At 73.5% G+C, this 16291-nt stretch carries 14 protein-coding genes and 1 other RNA gene; 7 read left to right on the top strand and 8 right to left on the bottom strand.

What is annotated here, in order from left to right; translation table 11 throughout:
- The first annotated feature begins 44 nt into the window (after positions 1-44).
- Together HK417_RS14395 and HK417_RS14390 are read left to right on the top strand one after the other, a co-directional pair.
- Complete coding sequence (locus HK417_RS14395) at positions 45-785, top strand: zinc ribbon domain-containing protein (RefSeq protein ID WP_222267607.1); 741 nt, start codon at positions 45-47, stop codon at positions 783-785.
- Complete coding sequence (locus tag HK417_RS14390) at positions 782-1879, top strand: bifunctional RNase H/acid phosphatase (protein ID WP_222267605.1); 1098 nt, start codon at positions 782-784, stop codon at positions 1877-1879. Before HK417_RS14395 ends, HK417_RS14390 begins: the two co-directional genes overlap by 4 nt.
- Positions 1880-1889: 10 nt before the next feature.
- On the opposite strand, the gene HK417_RS14385 is transcribed toward HK417_RS14390, so the two are convergent.
- The 4 genes from HK417_RS14385 to HK417_RS14370 form a co-directional block, all read right to left on the bottom strand.
- A complete protein-coding gene (locus HK417_RS14385; RefSeq protein ID WP_222267603.1) occupies positions 1890-2621 on the bottom strand; it encodes an amino acid ABC transporter ATP-binding protein in 732 nt (243 codons plus the stop codon).
- Positions 2622-2725: 104 nt separating this feature from the next.
- Positions 2726-3631, bottom strand: a complete 906-nt coding sequence (locus tag HK417_RS14380) for an amino acid ABC transporter permease (RefSeq protein ID WP_222267601.1) — start codon at positions 3629-3631, stop codon at positions 2726-2728.
- A complete protein-coding gene (locus HK417_RS14375; RefSeq protein WP_222267599.1) occupies positions 3592-4461 on the bottom strand; it encodes an ABC transporter substrate-binding protein in 870 nt (289 codons plus the stop codon). Before HK417_RS14375 ends, HK417_RS14380 begins: the two co-directional genes overlap by 40 nt.
- 114 nt (positions 4462-4575) lie before the next feature.
- Positions 4576-5331, bottom strand: a complete 756-nt coding sequence (locus tag HK417_RS14370) for a sulfite exporter TauE/SafE family protein (RefSeq protein WP_222267597.1) — start codon at positions 5329-5331, stop codon at positions 4576-4578.
- An 87-nt stretch (positions 5332-5418) separates the two neighbouring features.
- On the opposite strand from HK417_RS14370, the gene HK417_RS14365 reads away from it, so the two are divergent.
- Positions 5419-6939 carry an MFS transporter gene (locus HK417_RS14365; protein ID WP_222267595.1) on the top strand — a complete coding sequence of 507 codons (1521 nt, stop codon included), beginning with the start codon at positions 5419-5421 and terminating at the stop codon, positions 6937-6939.
- A gap of 20 nt (positions 6940-6959) precedes the next feature.
- On the top strand, positions 6960-7679 hold the full coding sequence (locus tag HK417_RS14360; protein WP_222267593.1) for a PIG-L deacetylase family protein: 720 nt from the start codon (positions 6960-6962) through the stop codon (positions 7677-7679).
- A 12-nt stretch (positions 7680-7691) separates the two neighbouring features.
- Here the strand turns inward: HK417_RS14360 and HK417_RS14355 are convergent, their stop codons facing one another.
- Positions 7692-8465, bottom strand: a complete 774-nt coding sequence (locus HK417_RS14355) for a maleylpyruvate isomerase family mycothiol-dependent enzyme (protein ID WP_222267591.1) — start codon at positions 8463-8465, stop codon at positions 7692-7694.
- A gap of 229 nt (positions 8466-8694) precedes the next feature.
- Here HK417_RS14355 and rnpB point away from each other — a divergent pair.
- Positions 8695-9096: RNase P RNA component class A (gene rnpB, locus HK417_RS14350), an RNA gene on the top strand.
- A 58-nt stretch (positions 9097-9154) separates the two neighbouring features.
- Here rnpB and rraA read toward each other — a convergent pair.
- Genes rraA through HK417_RS14335 form a run of 3 tightly spaced genes read right to left on the bottom strand, consistent with a single transcriptional unit; the run spans position 9155 to position 11573 of the window.
- Complete coding sequence (gene rraA / locus HK417_RS14345; protein ID WP_222267589.1) at positions 9155-9646, bottom strand: ribonuclease E activity regulator RraA; 492 nt, start codon at positions 9644-9646, stop codon at positions 9155-9157.
- 38 nt (positions 9647-9684) lie between these two features.
- On the bottom strand, positions 9685-10887 hold the full coding sequence (locus HK417_RS14340; RefSeq protein WP_222267587.1) for an MFS transporter: 1203 nt from the start codon (positions 10885-10887) through the stop codon (positions 9685-9687).
- Complete coding sequence (locus HK417_RS14335; RefSeq protein WP_222267585.1) at positions 10884-11573, bottom strand: GntR family transcriptional regulator; 690 nt, start codon at positions 11571-11573, stop codon at positions 10884-10886. The genes HK417_RS14340 and HK417_RS14335 overlap by 4 nt, the downstream gene beginning before the upstream one ends.
- A 287-nt stretch (positions 11574-11860) precedes the next feature.
- On the opposite strand from HK417_RS14335, the gene HK417_RS14330 reads away from it, so the two are divergent.
- On the top strand, positions 11861-14686 hold the full coding sequence (locus HK417_RS14330) for an aconitate hydratase (RefSeq protein ID WP_222267583.1): 2826 nt from the start codon (positions 11861-11863) through the stop codon (positions 14684-14686).
- A 191-nt stretch (positions 14687-14877) separates the two neighbouring features.
- Complete coding sequence (locus HK417_RS14325; RefSeq protein ID WP_222267581.1) at positions 14878-16233, top strand: dicarboxylate/amino acid:cation symporter; 1356 nt, start codon at positions 14878-14880, stop codon at positions 16231-16233.
- The last annotated feature ends 58 nt before the right edge of the window (positions 16234-16291 follow it).

The raw sequence follows: 16291 nt of genomic DNA, 5'->3' as shown, positions 1-16291 counted from the left end.
GCCGGGCCGGCGTGGCCGGCTGCCCGTCCCGGTAGGTTGAGCCGGTGCAGGCCGACCACTTCGAGCAGCAGAAGCTGCTGGCCCTCGCCGCCGAGGACGTCGCTCTCGCGCAGCTGGCCCACCGCAAGCGCACGCTCCCCGAGCTGGCCGCCGTCCAGGCGGCCCAGGAGGCGCAGCGCACTCTCGCCGACGACGTCGTACGCGCCGAGACCGAGGTCCGCGACCTCGACCGCGAGCAGAAGCGGCTTGAGGCAGACGTCGACACCGTCACCCAGCGCGCCGGCCGGGACCAGACGCGGATCGACTCCGGGTCCGCGACGGCCAAGGAGATCACCGGGCTGCAGCACGAGCTGGAGTCGCTCAAGCGGCGCCAGTCGGACCTGGAGGACCAGGTGCTCGAGCTGATGGAGCGCCGGGAGGCCGCCGACGCCGCGCTCGCCGCCGCGCAGGCGGGGCTCGCCGCGGCGACGGCCGAGGAGGAGCGGGCCACTCAGCGCCGCGACGAGGCGCTGGCCCAGATCGCCGACCAGACAAAGATGCACCAGGCCAAGCGGGACGAGATCGCCGCCTCGGTGACGCCGCCGCTGCTGGCGCTGTACGACCGGATCGCCAAGCAGACGGGTGGCACCGGCGCTGCGCACCTGCACGCCCGACGGTGCGAGGGCTGCCGGATCGAGCTGTACGGCACCGAGTTGTCCGCCGCGCGCAACACCGACCCGCACACCGTGATCCGCTGCGAGAACTGCGGGCGGATCCTCGTGCGCACGGCGGACTCCGGCCTGTGAGCCGCCGCCTGATCGTGGAGGCGGACGGCGGGTCGCGGGGCAACCCCGGCCCCGCGGGCTACGGCGCCCTCGTCCGCGACGCCGAGACCGGGCGGCTGCTCGCCGAGCGGGCCGAGTCCGTGGGACGGGCCACCAACAACGTCGCCGAGTACGGCGGGCTGGTCGCCGGGCTGCAGGCCGCTCTGGACCTCGACCCCACCGCCGCCGTCGAGGTGCGGATGGACTCCAAGCTCGTCGTCGAGCAGATGTCGGGTCGCTGGAAGATCAAGCACCCGGACATGCAGAAGCTCGCCGTCCAGGCCCGGGACATCGCCCGGCAGCTGGGCACGGTGCGCTACACCTGGGTGCCCCGCGCGCAGAACGGTGCCGCCGACGCGCTGGCCAACAGCGCGATGGACGGCAAGCCGGTGCGCCGGGACGTCGCCGCCGAGCCGGTGGTGGTCGAGGACGACGTCCAGCCCGCCGCCGAGCCGGCCCCCGTGGTGACGACGGTCACCCACCTGTTGCGTCACGGGCGGACCGAGCACACGCCGGAGCGTCGGTTCAGTGGCAGTAGCGACCTGCCGTTGTCGCAGGTCGGACGAGCGGACGCCGAGGCCGCAGCCCTGCACCTGGCCGGCCGGGGGATCGACGTCATCGTCGCCTCCCCGATGCAGCGCACCCGGCAGACGGCCGAGGCCGCGGCGGCGGTGCTCGGCGTCCCGGTCGAGGTCGACGCCGACCTGCGCGAGCTCGACTTCGGTGCCTGGGAGGGGCTCACCGCCGACGAGGCGCGGCAGATGAGCCCGCTGGCCTTCCGGCGGTGGTCCGGCACGACCGACGTCCGCCCGCCCGGCGGCGAGTCGGTCGCCGACGTCTCCACCCGGGTCGCCCGGGCCCGCACCCGGGTCCTCGAGCGGCACGCGGGCAAGACCATCCTGCTGGTCAGCCACGTCACGCCGATCAAGCTGCTGCTCGCGGCCGGGCTCGGCGTGGGCGACGACATCGTGCACCGGGTGTTCCTGGAGGCGGCGTCGCTGTCGACGGTCACCTGGTCCTCCGACGGGCGCACCTCGGTCCGGCTGGTCAACGACACCAGCCACCTCGGGGCCTGACCCCCGCCGGTCACAACCGGCCGGCGTCGATCACCCGGGACAGGAACTGGCGGGTGCGGGGGTGCCGGGGGTCGCCGAGCAGCTGCGCGGGCGGGCCGGACTCCAGCAGCACGCCGCCGTCGAGGAAGGCGACCGTGTCGGCCACCTGGCGGGCGAAGCCCATCTCGTGGGTGGCCATCAGGATCGTCATCCCCCCGGCGGCGACCTCGCGGACCACGGCCAGCACCTCGCCGACCAGTTCGGGGTCCAGCGCGCTGGTGATCTCGTCGAGCAGCAGCACCCGCGGGCGGACGGCGAGCGCGCGGACGATCGCCACCCGTTGCTGCTGGCCGCCGGAGAGCCGGTCGGGGTACTCGCCGGCCTTGGCGGCCAGCCCGATCCGGGACAGCAGCGCGTGCGCCTCCTCCCGCGCCTCGGCCCGCGACCGGCCGTGGACGACGGTGGGCGCCAGGGTGACGTTGTCCAGCACGGAGAGGTGCGGGAACAGGTTGTAGGCCTGGAAGACCACCCCCAACCGGCGGCGGACCCGGTCGGCGTCCACCCGGGGGTCGGTGACGTCCTCGCCGTCGAGCAGCACCTGCCCGTCGTCGACGGTCTCCAGCAGACTCGCGCAGCGCAGCAGGGTCGACTTGCCCGAGCCAGAGGCGCCGATCAGCGCAACCACGCGGTGCTCGTCCACCGCGAGGTCGATCCCGTGCAGCACCCGGTGCGGGCCGAACGCCTTCACCACGTTCCGCAGCACGAGTACAGGTTGATCCCCTGCGTCGTGTCCAGCGGAGCGGTTCCCGCGGCCCCCTTCAGGGGCCCACCCCGAGCCTGCGGGGGGTGGGGGGAAGGGGGTGTTCTTCACAGCAGGGACCCGCTCTGCTGGCGGCGGCGCGCGCGGGCGGTCACCGCGTCGGCCAGCCGGGCGGAGGGGACGGCGAGCACCACGAAGAGCAGGCCGGCGACCACGTAGGGGGTGAAGTTGAACGTCTGCCCGACCACGATCTGGGCCGAGCGGACCGCGTCGACGGCACCCAGCACCGAGATCAGCCCGACGTCCTTCTGCAGCGCCACGAAGTCGTTCAGCAGCGCCGGGGTGACCGTGCGCAGCGCCTGGGGCAGCACGACGATCCGCATGGTCTGCCGGTGGGTGAGCCCCAGCGAGCGCGCCGCGGCCCGCTGGCTGGGGTGCACCGATTCGATGCCCGCCCGGAACACCTCGGCGACGTAGGCGGAGTAGACCAGCACGATCGCCGTCGTCCCCAGCACGAACGCCGACGTCGGGACCCCCTGCAGGCCCAGCGCCGGGAACCCGAACCCGACCAGGTACAGCACGATGATCAGCGGCATGCCGCGGAACAGGTCGACGTAGACCGTGGCCAGGATCCGCAGCGGCGCCAGCGCCGGCCCGCGCAGCGTGCGCACCGAGGCCACCAGCAGGCCGGTGACCAGCACGAGCGCGCCGCCGACCACCAGCACCTGCAGGTTCAGCCACAGGCCGCGCAGGATGTCGGGAAAGGCGTCGACCGCCACCGACCAGGAGAAGAAGGTCGTCCGCACCCGCGGCCACCCCGGCGCGCGGGTCACCGCCAGGTACGCGGCGACCGCGAACAGCAGGGTGGACAGCAGGGCGACCAGCGTCGACCGCCGGGCCCGCCCACGGCGCCACGCCCGGCGGGACAGCTCCAGCTCGCTGGGCGCCCACCCGGCGCCCGCGGTCCCGGCGGTCAGCTGAGCACGGGTGCGTCGGCGACGTCGGACAGCCACTGCTGCTCGAGCGCGCCGAGCGTGCCGTCCTCGCGCAGCGCGTCGACGGCCTCGCTGACGCAGTCGGTCAGCGGGCTGTCCTTCTCCAGCAGCAGCCCGAACTGGTCGCCGGAGGCGCCCGAGTCCTCGAGCTGGCCGACGATCACGCCGTTGTCCAGCTCGGCGGCGGTGATGTAGAAGGCCGTGGGCAGGTCGACGACGATGGCGTCCACCTGGCCGTTCTGCAGGGCGAGCTTGGCGTCGTCGTTGGTGTTGAACACGACCGGGTCGCTGTCCGGGGCGATGACGCCGGTCAGCACGTCGAGGCTGGTGGTCGCCACCTGGGCGCCCAGTCGCAGGCCCCGCAGGTCGGCGAGGCCGGTCGCGCCGTCGGCGGCCGAGCCCGCCGTGGTGATCACCGCCTGGGCGACCCCGTAGTACGGCGAGGAGAAGTCGACCGCCTGCTGCCGCTCCGGGGTGATGGAGAACTGGTTGATGTCGAAGTCGAAGGGCCGCTCGCCGGGCTGGATGGCGGCGTTGAACGGGACCCGGGTCCAGGTCACGTCGTCCTTGCCGTAGCCCAGCTGGTCGGCGACGGCGTAGGCGACCGCCGACTCGAAGCCCTGCCCGTTCTCCGGGGTGTCGTCGACCATCCACGGTTCGTAGGCGGGCTGGTCGGTGGCGATCGTGAGGGTGCCCGGTTCCAGGGTCGGCAGGTCCTCCGGCGTGCACGCGCCGGACGCCGCCGTGCCGGAGGGAGAGCTCTCGCCCGTCGCGTCGTCCGCAGGGGCACACGCGCTCGCGGCCAGCGCGGCGGCGGCGAGCACGGTCAGCGGGGCCAGTCGGCGCATCGGGGGAGACCCTTCGGGGCGTGGACGATGGGCGACGGCCGGATCCTAGGGCCCGCCGACGGCTCGTCTCCCCGTCAGCCGCGTGTCTTTCCGCGAGGTCCAGCCCACCCCGCCTCAGCGGCGGAGGAACAGGTAGATCGCGACCGCGACCCCGAACACGACGATGAGCACCCGCAGCGGCGTGGTCGGGATGCGGGTGGCCACCTTCGCGCCGAGGAAGCCGCCGACCAGGCTGGCCGGGGCGCAGACCGCGACGTACTCCCACGCCACCGGGCCGAAGATCCCGAAGATCAGCACCGTGACCGTGGCGGTGGTCACCGAGATCGCGCTCTTCATGGCGTTGGCCAGCTTCAGCCGGTGCAGCCCCACGCCCAGCACCCCGACCAGGATCACCCCGAGCGCGCCGCCGAAGTAGCCGCCGTAGACGGTGGCGAGGAACAGCGCGACGTACAGCCACGCGGGGTCGCCGGTGAGCGGGTCGTCCTCGTGCCCCTTGAGCCGCCGGGTGATCATCGGCTGGAAGGCCAGCAGGATGCTGGCCAGGAAGACCAGGACCGGGACGACGGTGTCGAACGCCTCGCTCGGCGTGGTCAGCAGCAGCACCGACCCCGTGGCCCCGCCCAGCACCGCGACCACCGAGAACCGGATCAGCCGGGACCGCTGGCCGGCGTACTCGCGGCGGAAGCCGAGCACCCCGCCGATGTAACCGGGCCACTGCGCGATCGAGTTGGTGACGTTCGCGGGCACCGTGCCCAGACCGAGGCCGACCAGGGTCGGGAAGAGGATGAGCGACCCCCCGCCGGCGATGGAGTTGATCCCGCCGGCGAGGAGGGCGACCCCGGCGGCGATGAGGAGGTCGACGGCGGACACGAACGGCGAGCCTACGGTGACGCTCCTCGCACCGCCGATCGGCGGCCGAACTGGTTGCGCACTGCACATCGCGGGCATGGGACGCCGGTGCACAAGTGGCTCCCGCTGGTCGCGATCTGCACCGGCACCTTCATGCTCCTGGTCGACGTCACGATCGTGAACGTCGCGCTGCCCGACATCGCGGCCGACCTCGCGACCACCTCCAGCCAGCTGCAGTGGGTGGTGGACGTGTACGCGCTGGCGCTGGCCGCCCTGGTGCTGGGCGCCGGGTCGCTCGCCGACCTCTACGGCCGCCGGCGGCTGTACCTCGCCGGCCTGGTGCTCTTCGCCGTCGCCTCGCTCGCCTGCGGGCTGGCGCCGACCGCGCCGCTGCTCATCGTCGCCCGCGCGGTGCAGGGGATCGGCGGGGCGGCGATGTTCGCGACCACGACCGCCCTGATCAACAGCACGTACGAGGGGCGGGACCGGGGGACGGCGTTCGGCGTGTGGGGCGCCGTCGTCGGTGCCGCCGCCGCGATCGGGCCGATCCTGGGCGGGGCGCTGACCGAGGTCGCCTGGCGGTGGATCTTCTTCGTCAACCTGCCGGTCTGCGTCCTCGCCGTGTGGCTGACCATCGCGGTGGTGCGGGAGGCGCGCCAGCCGGGTGCCCCGCACCCCGACGTCCCGGGCATCGCGCTGTTCACCCTGGGCGCGGGCGGGGTCGTGTTGGGCCTGGTGCGCGCCGCGGCCGACGGCTGGGGCCGGCCGACCGCCTGGGCGCCGATCGCCGGCGGGCTCGTCGTCCTCGCCGCGTGGGTGCTCGTCGAGCGGCGCCGCGCGGCCCCGATGCTCGACGTCGGGCTGTTCCGCTCCCGCTCGTTCAGCGGGATCATGCTCGGCGGCCTGCTGCTCAACGCCGCCGCCTTCTCCTCCAACCTCTACGTCTCGCTGTGGCTGCAGTCGGTGCTGGGGCTGTCCCCGCTGCAGGGTGGGCTGGTGTTCATCCCGCTGTCGCTGCTCAGCTTCTTGGTGGCGGCCCTCGCCGGGCGCGCGCTGCAGACCCGGCCGCCGCGCTTCGTGCTCGGCGCGGGCCTCGTGCTCATCGGCGTCGGCAGCCTGCTCATGGCTCGCCTGGACGGCGGGTCGAGCTGGCCGGTGCTGGTGCCGGGTCTCGCCGTCCTCGGCGTCGGGGTGGGTGCCGCCAACCCCACGCTGGCCTCCGCGGCGCTGGCCGCCGTCCCCCGGGAGCACAGCGGGATGGCCTCGGGAGCGGTCAACACCGCCCGGCAACTGGGGTTCGCGCTCGGCGTCGCGGTCCTCGGCAGCGTCTTCACTGCCCGCGCCGGCGCGGTGCTCAGCGGAGCCGCCGTCCAGGACCCGTCGGGCACGGCCTCCGCGCTGAGCGCCGGCCAGGCCGGCGCGGTGATCGGCGGGGCGCCGCCTGAGCAGCGGGCCGCCGTGGCCGACCTGGTGGCCGCCACGTACGCCGACGGGCTGCGCGACGTCTTCCTCCTCTGCGGCGCCGCGGGGATCGTCGGCGGGCTGCTGGTGGTCTGGCTGGTTCGGGCCGCCGCCCCGGCGCTGGCGCGCCGCCCCGCTGAGCAGCGGGAGCCTGCCGCCGCGCGGTGATCGGGAGCAGACTGCCGGCCATGCCCTCAGCGCCCTTCCCCGACGACTGGCAGCGCGCGCTCGTCGTCGCCGCCCACCCGGACGACATCGAGTACGGCATCGCCGCGGCGGTCGCGGCCTGGACGGCGGCCGGCAAGGAGGTGCACTACCTGCTGGCCACCCGTGGCGAGGCCGGGATGGAGGGAGTGGCCCCGGAGACCGCCGGGCCGCTGCGGGAGGACGAGGAACGGCGGTCGGCCGCGGTCGTGGGCGTCTCCGAGGTCGAGTTCCTCGGCCACCGGGACGGCGTCCTCGTCGCCGGGCCCGACCTGCGGCGGGACCTGGCCGCGGCGATCCGGCGGCACCGCCCGGAACTGGTCGTCACCGGGTACTTCGGGGCCACGTGGACCCCGCCCGGGGTGTCACCGGCGTACGTGAACTCCGCCGACCACCGGGCGCTCGGCCAGAGCGTGATCGACGCCGTCGCCGACGCGGCGAACGAGTGGATCTTCCCCGACCTGGCCGAGCCGCGGTGGAAGGGCGTGCAGTACATCGCGGTGCAGGACATGTCCGACCCGCCCCACGAGGTGGACGTCGCGTCGCACGTCGACGCCGCCGTCCGTTCCCTGAGCGAGCACCGCCGTTACCTCGCGCTGCTGTCGGACGTCCCCGTCGAGGAGCAGGCGCGGCAGGTCATCGACATGGGGACCCTCACCGAGGACGACCGGCGGCGGGTCGGGTTCCGGCTCTACTGGGGCTGAGGGAGGTGCCACTCAGAAGGGCACCTGCTGGGCCAGCGGGCCCGTCGCGGCCTCCCGACCCGACAGCGTCCGGCAGAACTCCAGGGCGTCCATGGTGAGCAGCTCGCCGTCGGGATCACCCCAGCGGCCACCGGCGGGGCCGGACAGCTCCACGCGGACCCGCCGGCCGTGGCGGGTGGTCCACTCGCGCACCACGTCGTCGACGAGCACGCCCTCGTGGTCGGCGGTCGCGTCCAGCGGGACACCGGTGGCCCGGCTGATGTCGATCCGGTGCATGAAGGGGTCACGCGTGAGGACCACGTCGAAGAGGTAGCCGAAGGTCCACCATTCCTGCTGGTCGCCGACGGTCTGCAGCTCGGGCAGCGTGCGGCGGCCGAGCACACCCGACATGCGTCGCCGGCCGCGGACCGCGCGGGGGCCGACGACGCGCATCTGCTGTGTCAGTTCCGTGGTGCTCAGCCGGGCGTTCTGCTCCACCTGCAGGCGGGTGAGGCAGTCGATCGACGGGGTGCCGGTCCGCTTCGCGGCCCGGCCCGCCGACATCTGCTGGCGGACCATCGCGGGCACGGTGGCGACCATCTGGGCCATGCCGAGCATGTGCCCGGCCATCGCGCGGACGTCCCAGCCGGGGCACTCGGTGGGCAGCCGCCACTGCAGCGGGGTGAGGCTCTCGAAGAGCATGGCGACACGCTCGTACTCGGTGGCCGCGAGCGACGTGGCCGTGCCGCGGTCGAGCGTGGACGCCCGCGCGGCGGTGGTGCGGCGGGCCGGTCGGTCGGTCCCCATCGTTGTCTCCCAGGGGTGGTGGTGTCCTCAGGCTGACCGCGAACGAGGAGGTCCGTGCGGAAGGCGCATGCCGATCCGGTGTGCCACCTCCCGGAGCGACGCTCGGCAGGCCCCTCGCGCGTGGTCCGCCCTGGCACTATCAGGCATCGTGGCTCCGTGGCGCAGGGCCGTCAACGCGCTCGCCGCCGTCCGCGGATTCCGCGGCCGGTAGGCTGGTCGGCACGACGGACGAGTCGGCTGGGCGGTCGCGTCGGCGGGGGAGACCCCGTCGCCGAGGAACGTCCGGGCTCCACAGGGCAGGGTGGTCGTTAACAGCGACCCGGGGTGACCCGCGGGACAGTGCCACAGAGAACAGACCGCCAGCGGTTCGCCGCTGGTAAGGGTGAAACGGCGGTGTAAGAGACCACCGCGCACCGGGTGACCGGTGCGGCTCGGTAAACCCCACCCGGAGCAAGGTCGAGAGGGACGGCGGGCGACCGCCGTCCTGCGCAGGCGTTCGAGGGCTGCCCGCCCGAGCCTGCGGGTGGACCGCTCGAGCCTGCCGGCAACGGCAGGCCTAGATGGATGACCGCCCAACGGGGTGCCGCGAGGCCCCCGGGGACAGAACCCGGCGTACAGGCCGACTCGTCCGTCGCCCCCCGCTCGCGGGGCCGCCCGTCCCGCGGCGGTGGGCCGCTCCCCGAGGGGGCTCAGGAAGTGGCGCGCTGCGCGGACGCCGGCAGCACGACGACGCCGTCGTCGTCGGACCACAGCTGGTCGCCCGGCTCGAAGGTGGTGCCGCCGAAGGTCACCGGGACGTCCCGGTCGCCGGCCCCGGTCTTGGTGCTCTTGCGCGGGTTCGAGCCGAGGGCCTTGATGCCGAGCGGGATGCCCGACAGCAGCGCGACGTCCCGGACGGCGCCGTGGATGACGACCCCGGCCCAGCCGTTGTCCGCTGCGATCTGGGCGATGTTGTCGCCCATCAGCGCCCGGTGCAGGGATCCGCCGCCCTGGACCACCAGCACCTGGCCGTCCCCGGGCTGCTCGACGACGGACTTGAGCAGCGCGTTGTCCTCGAAGCAGCGGACGGTGGTGACCCGGCCGGTGAAGACCCGGTGCGCACCGAACTGGCGGAACTGGAGGTCACAGGAGGCCAGGTCGTCGCCGTGCTCGTCGTACAGGTCGGCGGTGGCGAAGGTCATGAGGAGCTCCGTGTCGGTCGTCGGTGTGGTGGGGACGTTCAGGGGACGGGGGGACGGTTGTCGCCGCCGAAGCGGCGGGACAGTGCGGCGACGACGCCGAGGGCGCCGGCGGTGGCCAAGAGCACGCCGGCTGCGCCGACGCCGGCGGCGACGGCGCCCACGGCACTGGGGATGACGACCTGGCCCAGGCGGTTGCCCGTCAGCCGCAGCGACATCGCGCGGCCGCGCAGGCCCGGTGGGGCCGAGGTGGCCAGCCACGCCATGGTCAGCGGCTGACCGACCCCGAGGCCCAGGCCGAGCAGGACGACGACGGCGGCCAGTGCGGCGGGCGGCATGGGCAGTCCGGCGACGGCCATGGCGATCGCGGAGAGCGTGACCGCCCCGACCATGAGGTGCCGCCGCCCGAGCAGGTCGACGAGCCGTCCCAGGAACAACCGGGAGCCCATCGACGCCACCGCCCTGAGCGTGAGCAGCAGCCCGACGAACCCGGCCGCCAGTCCACGGTCGGCGCCCAGCGCCGGCAGGTACACGAGCGTGATGTCGACGGCCGCCAGGACGACGCAGCTGACCAGGAGCGCACGCAGCAGGCCTGGCAGTCGCACCAGCGTCCGCATCGAACCGCGCTCGCCGGCGGCCCCCGCCGAGGCCCGAGCGGGGAACCGCATGCCGGCCGAGCAGAGGAACAGCAGCACCCCCATGCCCAGCGCCGCCGCGAAGAGGGGCGCGGTGTCGGGGATCGTCTGCTGCCCGCCGACCAGGATGATCAGGCCGGGGCCGATCGCCTGGCCGAGCGACGCGGCGAACGTGTAGTAGCCGAACGCCGCGTCGTAGCGGCCCTCGGGTGCGGAGTTCGCGACCGCCGCCTGCTGGCCGATCACGCAGAACAGGTGACCGGTGCCCAGCACCGCGGTGCCCAGGACCAGGCCGGCGGGAGTGCTCCCGGCGAGCAGGAGCAGGGCACCCGAGCCGGCCAGCAGCAGCGACCCGGCCAGCATGACCCGGCGTTCCCCGAACCGGTCGGTCGCCTGTCCGGAGGGGACGGCGAGCACCAGGGGCACGACCGCGAAGGACGCGGCGAGCGCGCCGAGCCAGGCGCCGGGGACGTCGAGCTCGAGCGCGCGGTAGGTCGCCGCGGGCCGGACGACGAAGGTGATGACCTGGGTCAGGACGGAGTGGACCAGCAGCAGTGCCAGCAGGCGCCGGTCCGGCCGGCCGGCCCCGCGGACGCGGCGGGTGTTCAAGACTCGTCGGCGGAAGCGCCCGGCTTCGCCAGCCGCCAGGCGGACTTGGCGCCCAGGCTGGTCTGGATGTGGGCGCGCATCACGTCGGCGGCGGTCTCGGTGTCACCTTCCACGATGGCCTGGAAGAGCAGCTGGTGCTCGTTGGCCTTCATGGCCCGTTCCTCCGGACTGCGTTCGACCTGGAGGCCGTGCCGCCGGTAGCGGTCGCCTTGGTCCCACAGGCCGTCGAGCATCTCGATGAGCAGCGCGTTGTGCGAGGCGCGGTAGACCGCCGTGTGGAAGCGCCGGTGCGCGAGGAGCTGGGTCATCGTGGGGTTGCTCGGCAGGGCGTCCAGCCCGTCGAGACTGGCCCGCATCTCGACGAGGTCCTGCCTGGTCCGTCGCTCGGCGGCCAGGGACGCGGCCATCGGATCGAGGGAGCGGCGCACCTCGAGCAGATCCCGTGCCTCCTCGGCGTTCAGCTGCGTCACCCGCGCGTCGCGGTGCGCGTCGAGCTCGACGAGGCCCTGCTGCATCAGCCGCCGCAGCGCCTCCCGCAGCGGCGTGGTGCTGATGCCGATCTCCCTTGCCAGGACGGCCTGGTTGATGACCGAGCCGGGTTCGAGCTCCCCGGAGAGGATCAGCTCTCGCACGCGTGTGTACGCGAAGTCGCTCTTGGTCGCGTACAGCTCCGCCGGTTGGGTCATGAGGCCTCCTGTCTCGACACCGTTATAGCCAACCTGGCCTGTTACGGCTAGGCGACACGACCTTCCGGGGTGTTCTGGCCACCGCGAGTGGCCAGCGGCGGGGCCGCGACCAGCCATGAAGCCGGATCGGCCTGCGGGGACAAGTCCGGCGCCACACGGGGACTTGACGCTCATAGCTTATAACGCTCATGGTGGGACGGGAGTCACGGCATCACCTACTGCCTGCCGCTGTTCCCCGACGACATCCCGGAGGGCCGGCCGGCCGACCGGACCGAGGAAGGACGATCGTGAGCACGCGCGGCGCCAACAGCTTCGACACCGCGGGGACCCTGACGGTGGGGGATCAGCAGCATGCGATCCACCGCCTCGCGGGGACCGCCCCGCCGGAGCTGCCGATCAGCCTGCGGATCGTCCTGGAGAGCCTGCTCCGCCACGAGGACGGCGTCCGGGTGACCGGGGAGCAGGTGGAGGCACTGCTGGCGTGGGGTACGGCGGGCCCGTCCGGCGCTGCCGTGGACCTCACCCCGTCCCGCATCTTCCTGCACGACACGAACGGTGTGCCGACGCTGGCCGACCTCGCCGCCATGCGGGACGCCGCGGACGAGCTGCGCGGCCGGGCGGACCTGGTCAACCCGGCCATCCCGGCGGAACTGGTGGTCGACCACTCGGTCATCGCCGACGTGTTCGGCACCGCGGACGCGTTCGAGCGCAACGTCGAGATCGAGTACTCGCGCAACGCCGAGCGCTACCGGTTCCTCCGGTGGGGCCAGTCGACGCTGCAGAACTTCGTGGTGGTCCCGCCGGGGACCGGGATCATGCACCAGGTCAACGTCGAGTTCCTCGCGCGCGTGGTCATGGAGCAGGACGGCTGGGCGTTCCCGGACGTCTGCCTCGGAACGGACTCGCACACCACGATGGTCAACGGCCTCGGCGTCCTCGGGTGGGGGATCGGTGGGATCGAGGCCGAGGCGGCCATGCTCGGCCAGTCGCTGTCGATGCTGATCCCGCCGGTCGTCGGCATCCGCCTGCACGGCTCGCTGCCCGAGGGGTCCACCGCCACCGACCTGGTGCTGACCATCACCGAGACGCTCCGCGGGCACGGTGTGGTCGGGAAGTTCGTGGAGTTCTACGGACCCGGCGTCTCCGGGACCACGCTCGCCGACCGCGTGACCATCTCCAACATGAGCCCGGAGTTCGGCTCCACCTGCGCGTTCTGGCCGATCGACGACGAGACCCTGCGGTACCTGCGCTTCACCGGCCGAGACGACCGGAAGGTCGCCCTGGTCGAGGCCTACGCCAAGGAGCAGGGGCTCTGGCACGACCCGACGGCGGTACCGCGCTACACCGAGTTCCTGGAGCTCGACCTGGCGACCGTCGTCCCGTCGCTGGCCGGTCCCAGCCGGCCGCAGCAGCGGGTCCGGCTGGACCGGGCCAAGGAGGGGTTCCGCTCCGCTCTCGGAGCCGCCCTCGCCCTCGACGTCCCGGCGTCGCCGGCTGCCGTGACGTCCTGGGTCGACGAGGCGTCGGAGGAGTCGTTCCCCGCCAGCGACCCGCCGGCGATCGACACGGAGGCGCCGGTCGCCGAGCTCCCGCCCCTGCCCACCACGAACGAGCCGGTCTCGCCGCGGACGTCCGGGACGGTGGCCGTCACCCTCGGCGGCCGACCCGCGCAGCTCTCGCACGGGAGCGTCGCCATCGCGTCGATCACCTCGTGCACCAACACGTCCAACCCGACGGTCATGGTGGCCGCCGGGCTGCTGGCGAAGAAGGCCGTCGAGCGGGGCCTGCGCGCGCAGCCCTGGGTGAAGACCAGCCTCTCGCCGGGCTCGCGGACCGTCACCGACTACTTCGACGAGGCCGGCCTCACCCCGTACCTCAAGGCCCTGGGCTTCCACCTCGCCGGCTACGGCTGCATGACCTGCATCGGGGCGTCCGGGCCGCTCATCGACGAGGTGTCCCGCGCGGTCGCCGACCACGACCTCACCGTGGTGTCGGTGCTGTCCGGCAACCGCAACTTCGACGGGCGGAGCAACCCGGACGTCCGGATGAACTACCTGGCGTCGCCGCCGCTGGTAGTGGCCTACGCCATCGCCGGGACCATGGACATCGATCCGGTGCGGGAACCGCTGGGCACCGGGTCGGACGGCCGGCCGGTGTACCTGCGCGACATCTGGCCCACCTCCCGCGAGGTGCAGGAGGTCATCGAGGCCACCCTCGACGCCGGCATGTTCACCCGGGCCTACGCCGACGTCTTCAGTGGCGACCATCGCTGGCGGGGACTGGACGTGCCGGTGGGGGAGACCTTCGCCTGGGAGCAGGGGTCGACGTACCTGCGCCGTCCCCCCTACCTCGACGGGATGCCCGCCGAGCCCGACGCCGTCCAGGACGTCACCGGTGCCCGCGTGCTCGTGCAGCTCGGCGACTCGGTGACCACCGACCACGTCTCGCCGGCGGGCGCGATCCCGCCGCACACGCCGGCCGGCCGGTACCTGACGGACCTCGGCGTGCCCCGGTTCGAGCTCAACACCTACGCCTCACGCCGCGGCAACCACGAGGTGATGATGCGGGGCTGCTTCGCCAACGTCCGGCTGCGCAACCAGCTCACCCCGGGCACGGTCGGGGGCTGGACGAACAACTTCCTCACCGGCGAGGTGGAGTCGATCTACGACGCCGCGCTCGCCTACCGGGCGGCCGGCGTCCCGCTGCTCGTGGTGGCGGGCAAGGAGTACGGCAGCGGGTCGTCGCGCGACTGGGCCGCCAAGGGCCCCGCGCTGCTCGGGGTCCGTGCGGTGCTCGCGGAGTCCTTCGAGCGCATCCACCGGTCGAACCTGGTCGGCATGGGGGTGCTCCCGCTCCAGTTCCTGGACGGGGAGAACGCCGAGAGCCTCGGGCTCACGGGGACCGAGGTCTTCGACATCCGCGGACTCGCCCAGGCCGTGACGCCGGGAGGTGGCACCACGGTCACCGTCCTCACGGACGGCCGGGCCTTCCAGGCCCGGGTCCGGCTGGACACCGCGCGGGAGGCGGAGCACTACCGGCACGGCGGGATCATGCGGTTCGTCCTCCGCGACCTGCTGGCCACGGCCGGCTCCGGCGGGACGACGCAGGACTGATGCGCGCGCCGTGAGGTGCGGCACAGGCGGGATGCAACGACCCGGGTGTGGCATTGAGCCCTGCGTGCACAACCTCTGGGGCCTCACGCGACGGCGCGAGCTCGACTTCGGCCGGGTGACGACCGCCGGCTGTTGACGCCGTGCGCGCCGCCGTCCCCTCCTCCCGAAGCTCCTCCCCGAAAGGCACCTCTGTGCTCGCACGTCTCCGTCGCGTCCCCTTCGCGGCGCAGGTCCTCCTCGCCCTCGTGCTCGGCGTCGTCCTGGGCCTCGTGGCCCGGGAGATCGGTCCCGTCGCCGACGGCTCGCCGAACTGGCTCACCAGCACGCTGCAGACGGTCGGCAACACCTTCGTCACGCTGCTGAAGGTCCTCGTCCCGCCGCTGATCGTCACCGCGGTGATCGTCAGCATCGCGAACCTCAAGCAGGTCTCCAACGCCGCCCGGCTCGCCGGGCAGACCCTGCTCTGGTTCGGCATCACCGCGCTGATCGCCGTATCCATCGGCATCGGCCTGGGCCTGCTCACCGAGCCCGGCAGGAACAGCTCCGTCGACGCCGCAGCCCAGGCCCCGCCGCCGTCCACCGGCTCCTGGTTCGACTTCCTGACCGGTCTCGTGCCGGGCAACGTCCTCGGCCTGCAGGCCGCCGCGCACGACGACGGGTCGGTCGGGCTGTCGTTCAACGTGCTGCAGCTCATCGTGCTCGCCGTCGCGATCGGCGTGGCCGCGCTGAAGGTCGGCGAGCCGGCGGAGCCCTTCCTCGCCGTCGTGCGCGCCGCGCTCGCGATCGTGCAGAAGGTCCTCTGGTGGGTCATCCTGCTGGCCCCGATCGGCACGCTCGGCCTCATCGGCAACGCGGTGGCCACCTACGGCTGGGAGTCCCTCGGCTCGCTGGGCGTCTTCGCCGGCGCCGTCTACGCCGGGCTGGCCCTGGTGCTCTTCGTCGTCTACCCGGTGCTGCTCCGTGCGCACGGCCTGTCGCCGGTGCGCTGGTTCGCCGGTGCCTGGCCGGCCATCCAGCTGGCGTTCGTGTCCCGCTCCTCGATCGGCACCCTGCCCGTCACCGAGCGGGTCACCGAGCAGGAGCTGGGCGTGCCGCGGAGCTACGCCTCGTTCGCCGTCCCGCTGGGCGCGACCACGAAGATGGACGGCTGCGCGGCGATCTACCCCGCGCTCGCCGCGATCTTCGTCGCGCAGTTCTTCGACGTGGACCTGTCGATCACGGACTACCTGCTGATCGCGCTGGTCTCCGTCGTCGGCTCCGCCGCGACCGCGGGCGTCACCGGCGCCGTGGTCATGCTGACCCTCACGCTGTCCACGCTGGGCCTGCCCCTGGCCGGGGTCGGTCTGCTGCTGGCGATCGACCCGATCCTCGACATGGGCCGCACCGCGGTCAACGTGGCCGGCCAGGCGCTGGTCCCGACGATCGTCGCCAAGCGCGAGGGCATCCTGGACCTGGAGCGGTTCCACTCCGGTCGTCCGGTCGAGCCGCTGGCCCCGGTCGCCGAGACCGGTGGCGTGGACGCCGACCTGCGGCCCGCGAACGCCTGATCCACCGCACCACCGACGGGCCCGGTCCTCCGCTGCGGAGGGCCGGGCCCGTCGGCGT

The organism is Modestobacter marinus, assembly GCF_019799945.1.
Lineage (GTDB): Bacteria > Actinomycetota > Actinomycetes > Mycobacteriales > Geodermatophilaceae > Modestobacter > Modestobacter marinus_B.
The sequence above is the reverse complement of the archived record's forward strand: the minus strand, read 5'-3'. Positions and strand labels throughout refer to the sequence as shown.

Bases quoted from the DNA above. Each gene is read 5' to 3' on its own strand.
- HK417_RS14375 (WP_222267599.1), bottom strand. From the start codon at position 4,461: ATGCGCCGACTGGCCCCGCTGACCGTGCTCGCCGCCGCCGCGCTGGCC.
- HK417_RS14360 (WP_222267593.1), top strand. From the start codon at position 6,960: ATGCCCTCAGCGCCCTTCCCCGACGACTGGCAGCGCGCGCTCGTCGTC.
- HK417_RS14355 (WP_222267591.1), bottom strand. From the start codon at position 8,465: ATGGGGACCGACCGACCGGCCCGCCGCACCACCGCCGCGCGGGCGTCC.
- rraA (WP_222267589.1), bottom strand. From the start codon at position 9,646: ATGACCTTCGCCACCGCCGACCTGTACGACGAGCACGGCGACGACCTG.
- HK417_RS14335 (WP_222267585.1), bottom strand. From the start codon at position 11,573: ATGACCCAACCGGCGGAGCTGTACGCGACCAAGAGCGACTTCGCGTAC.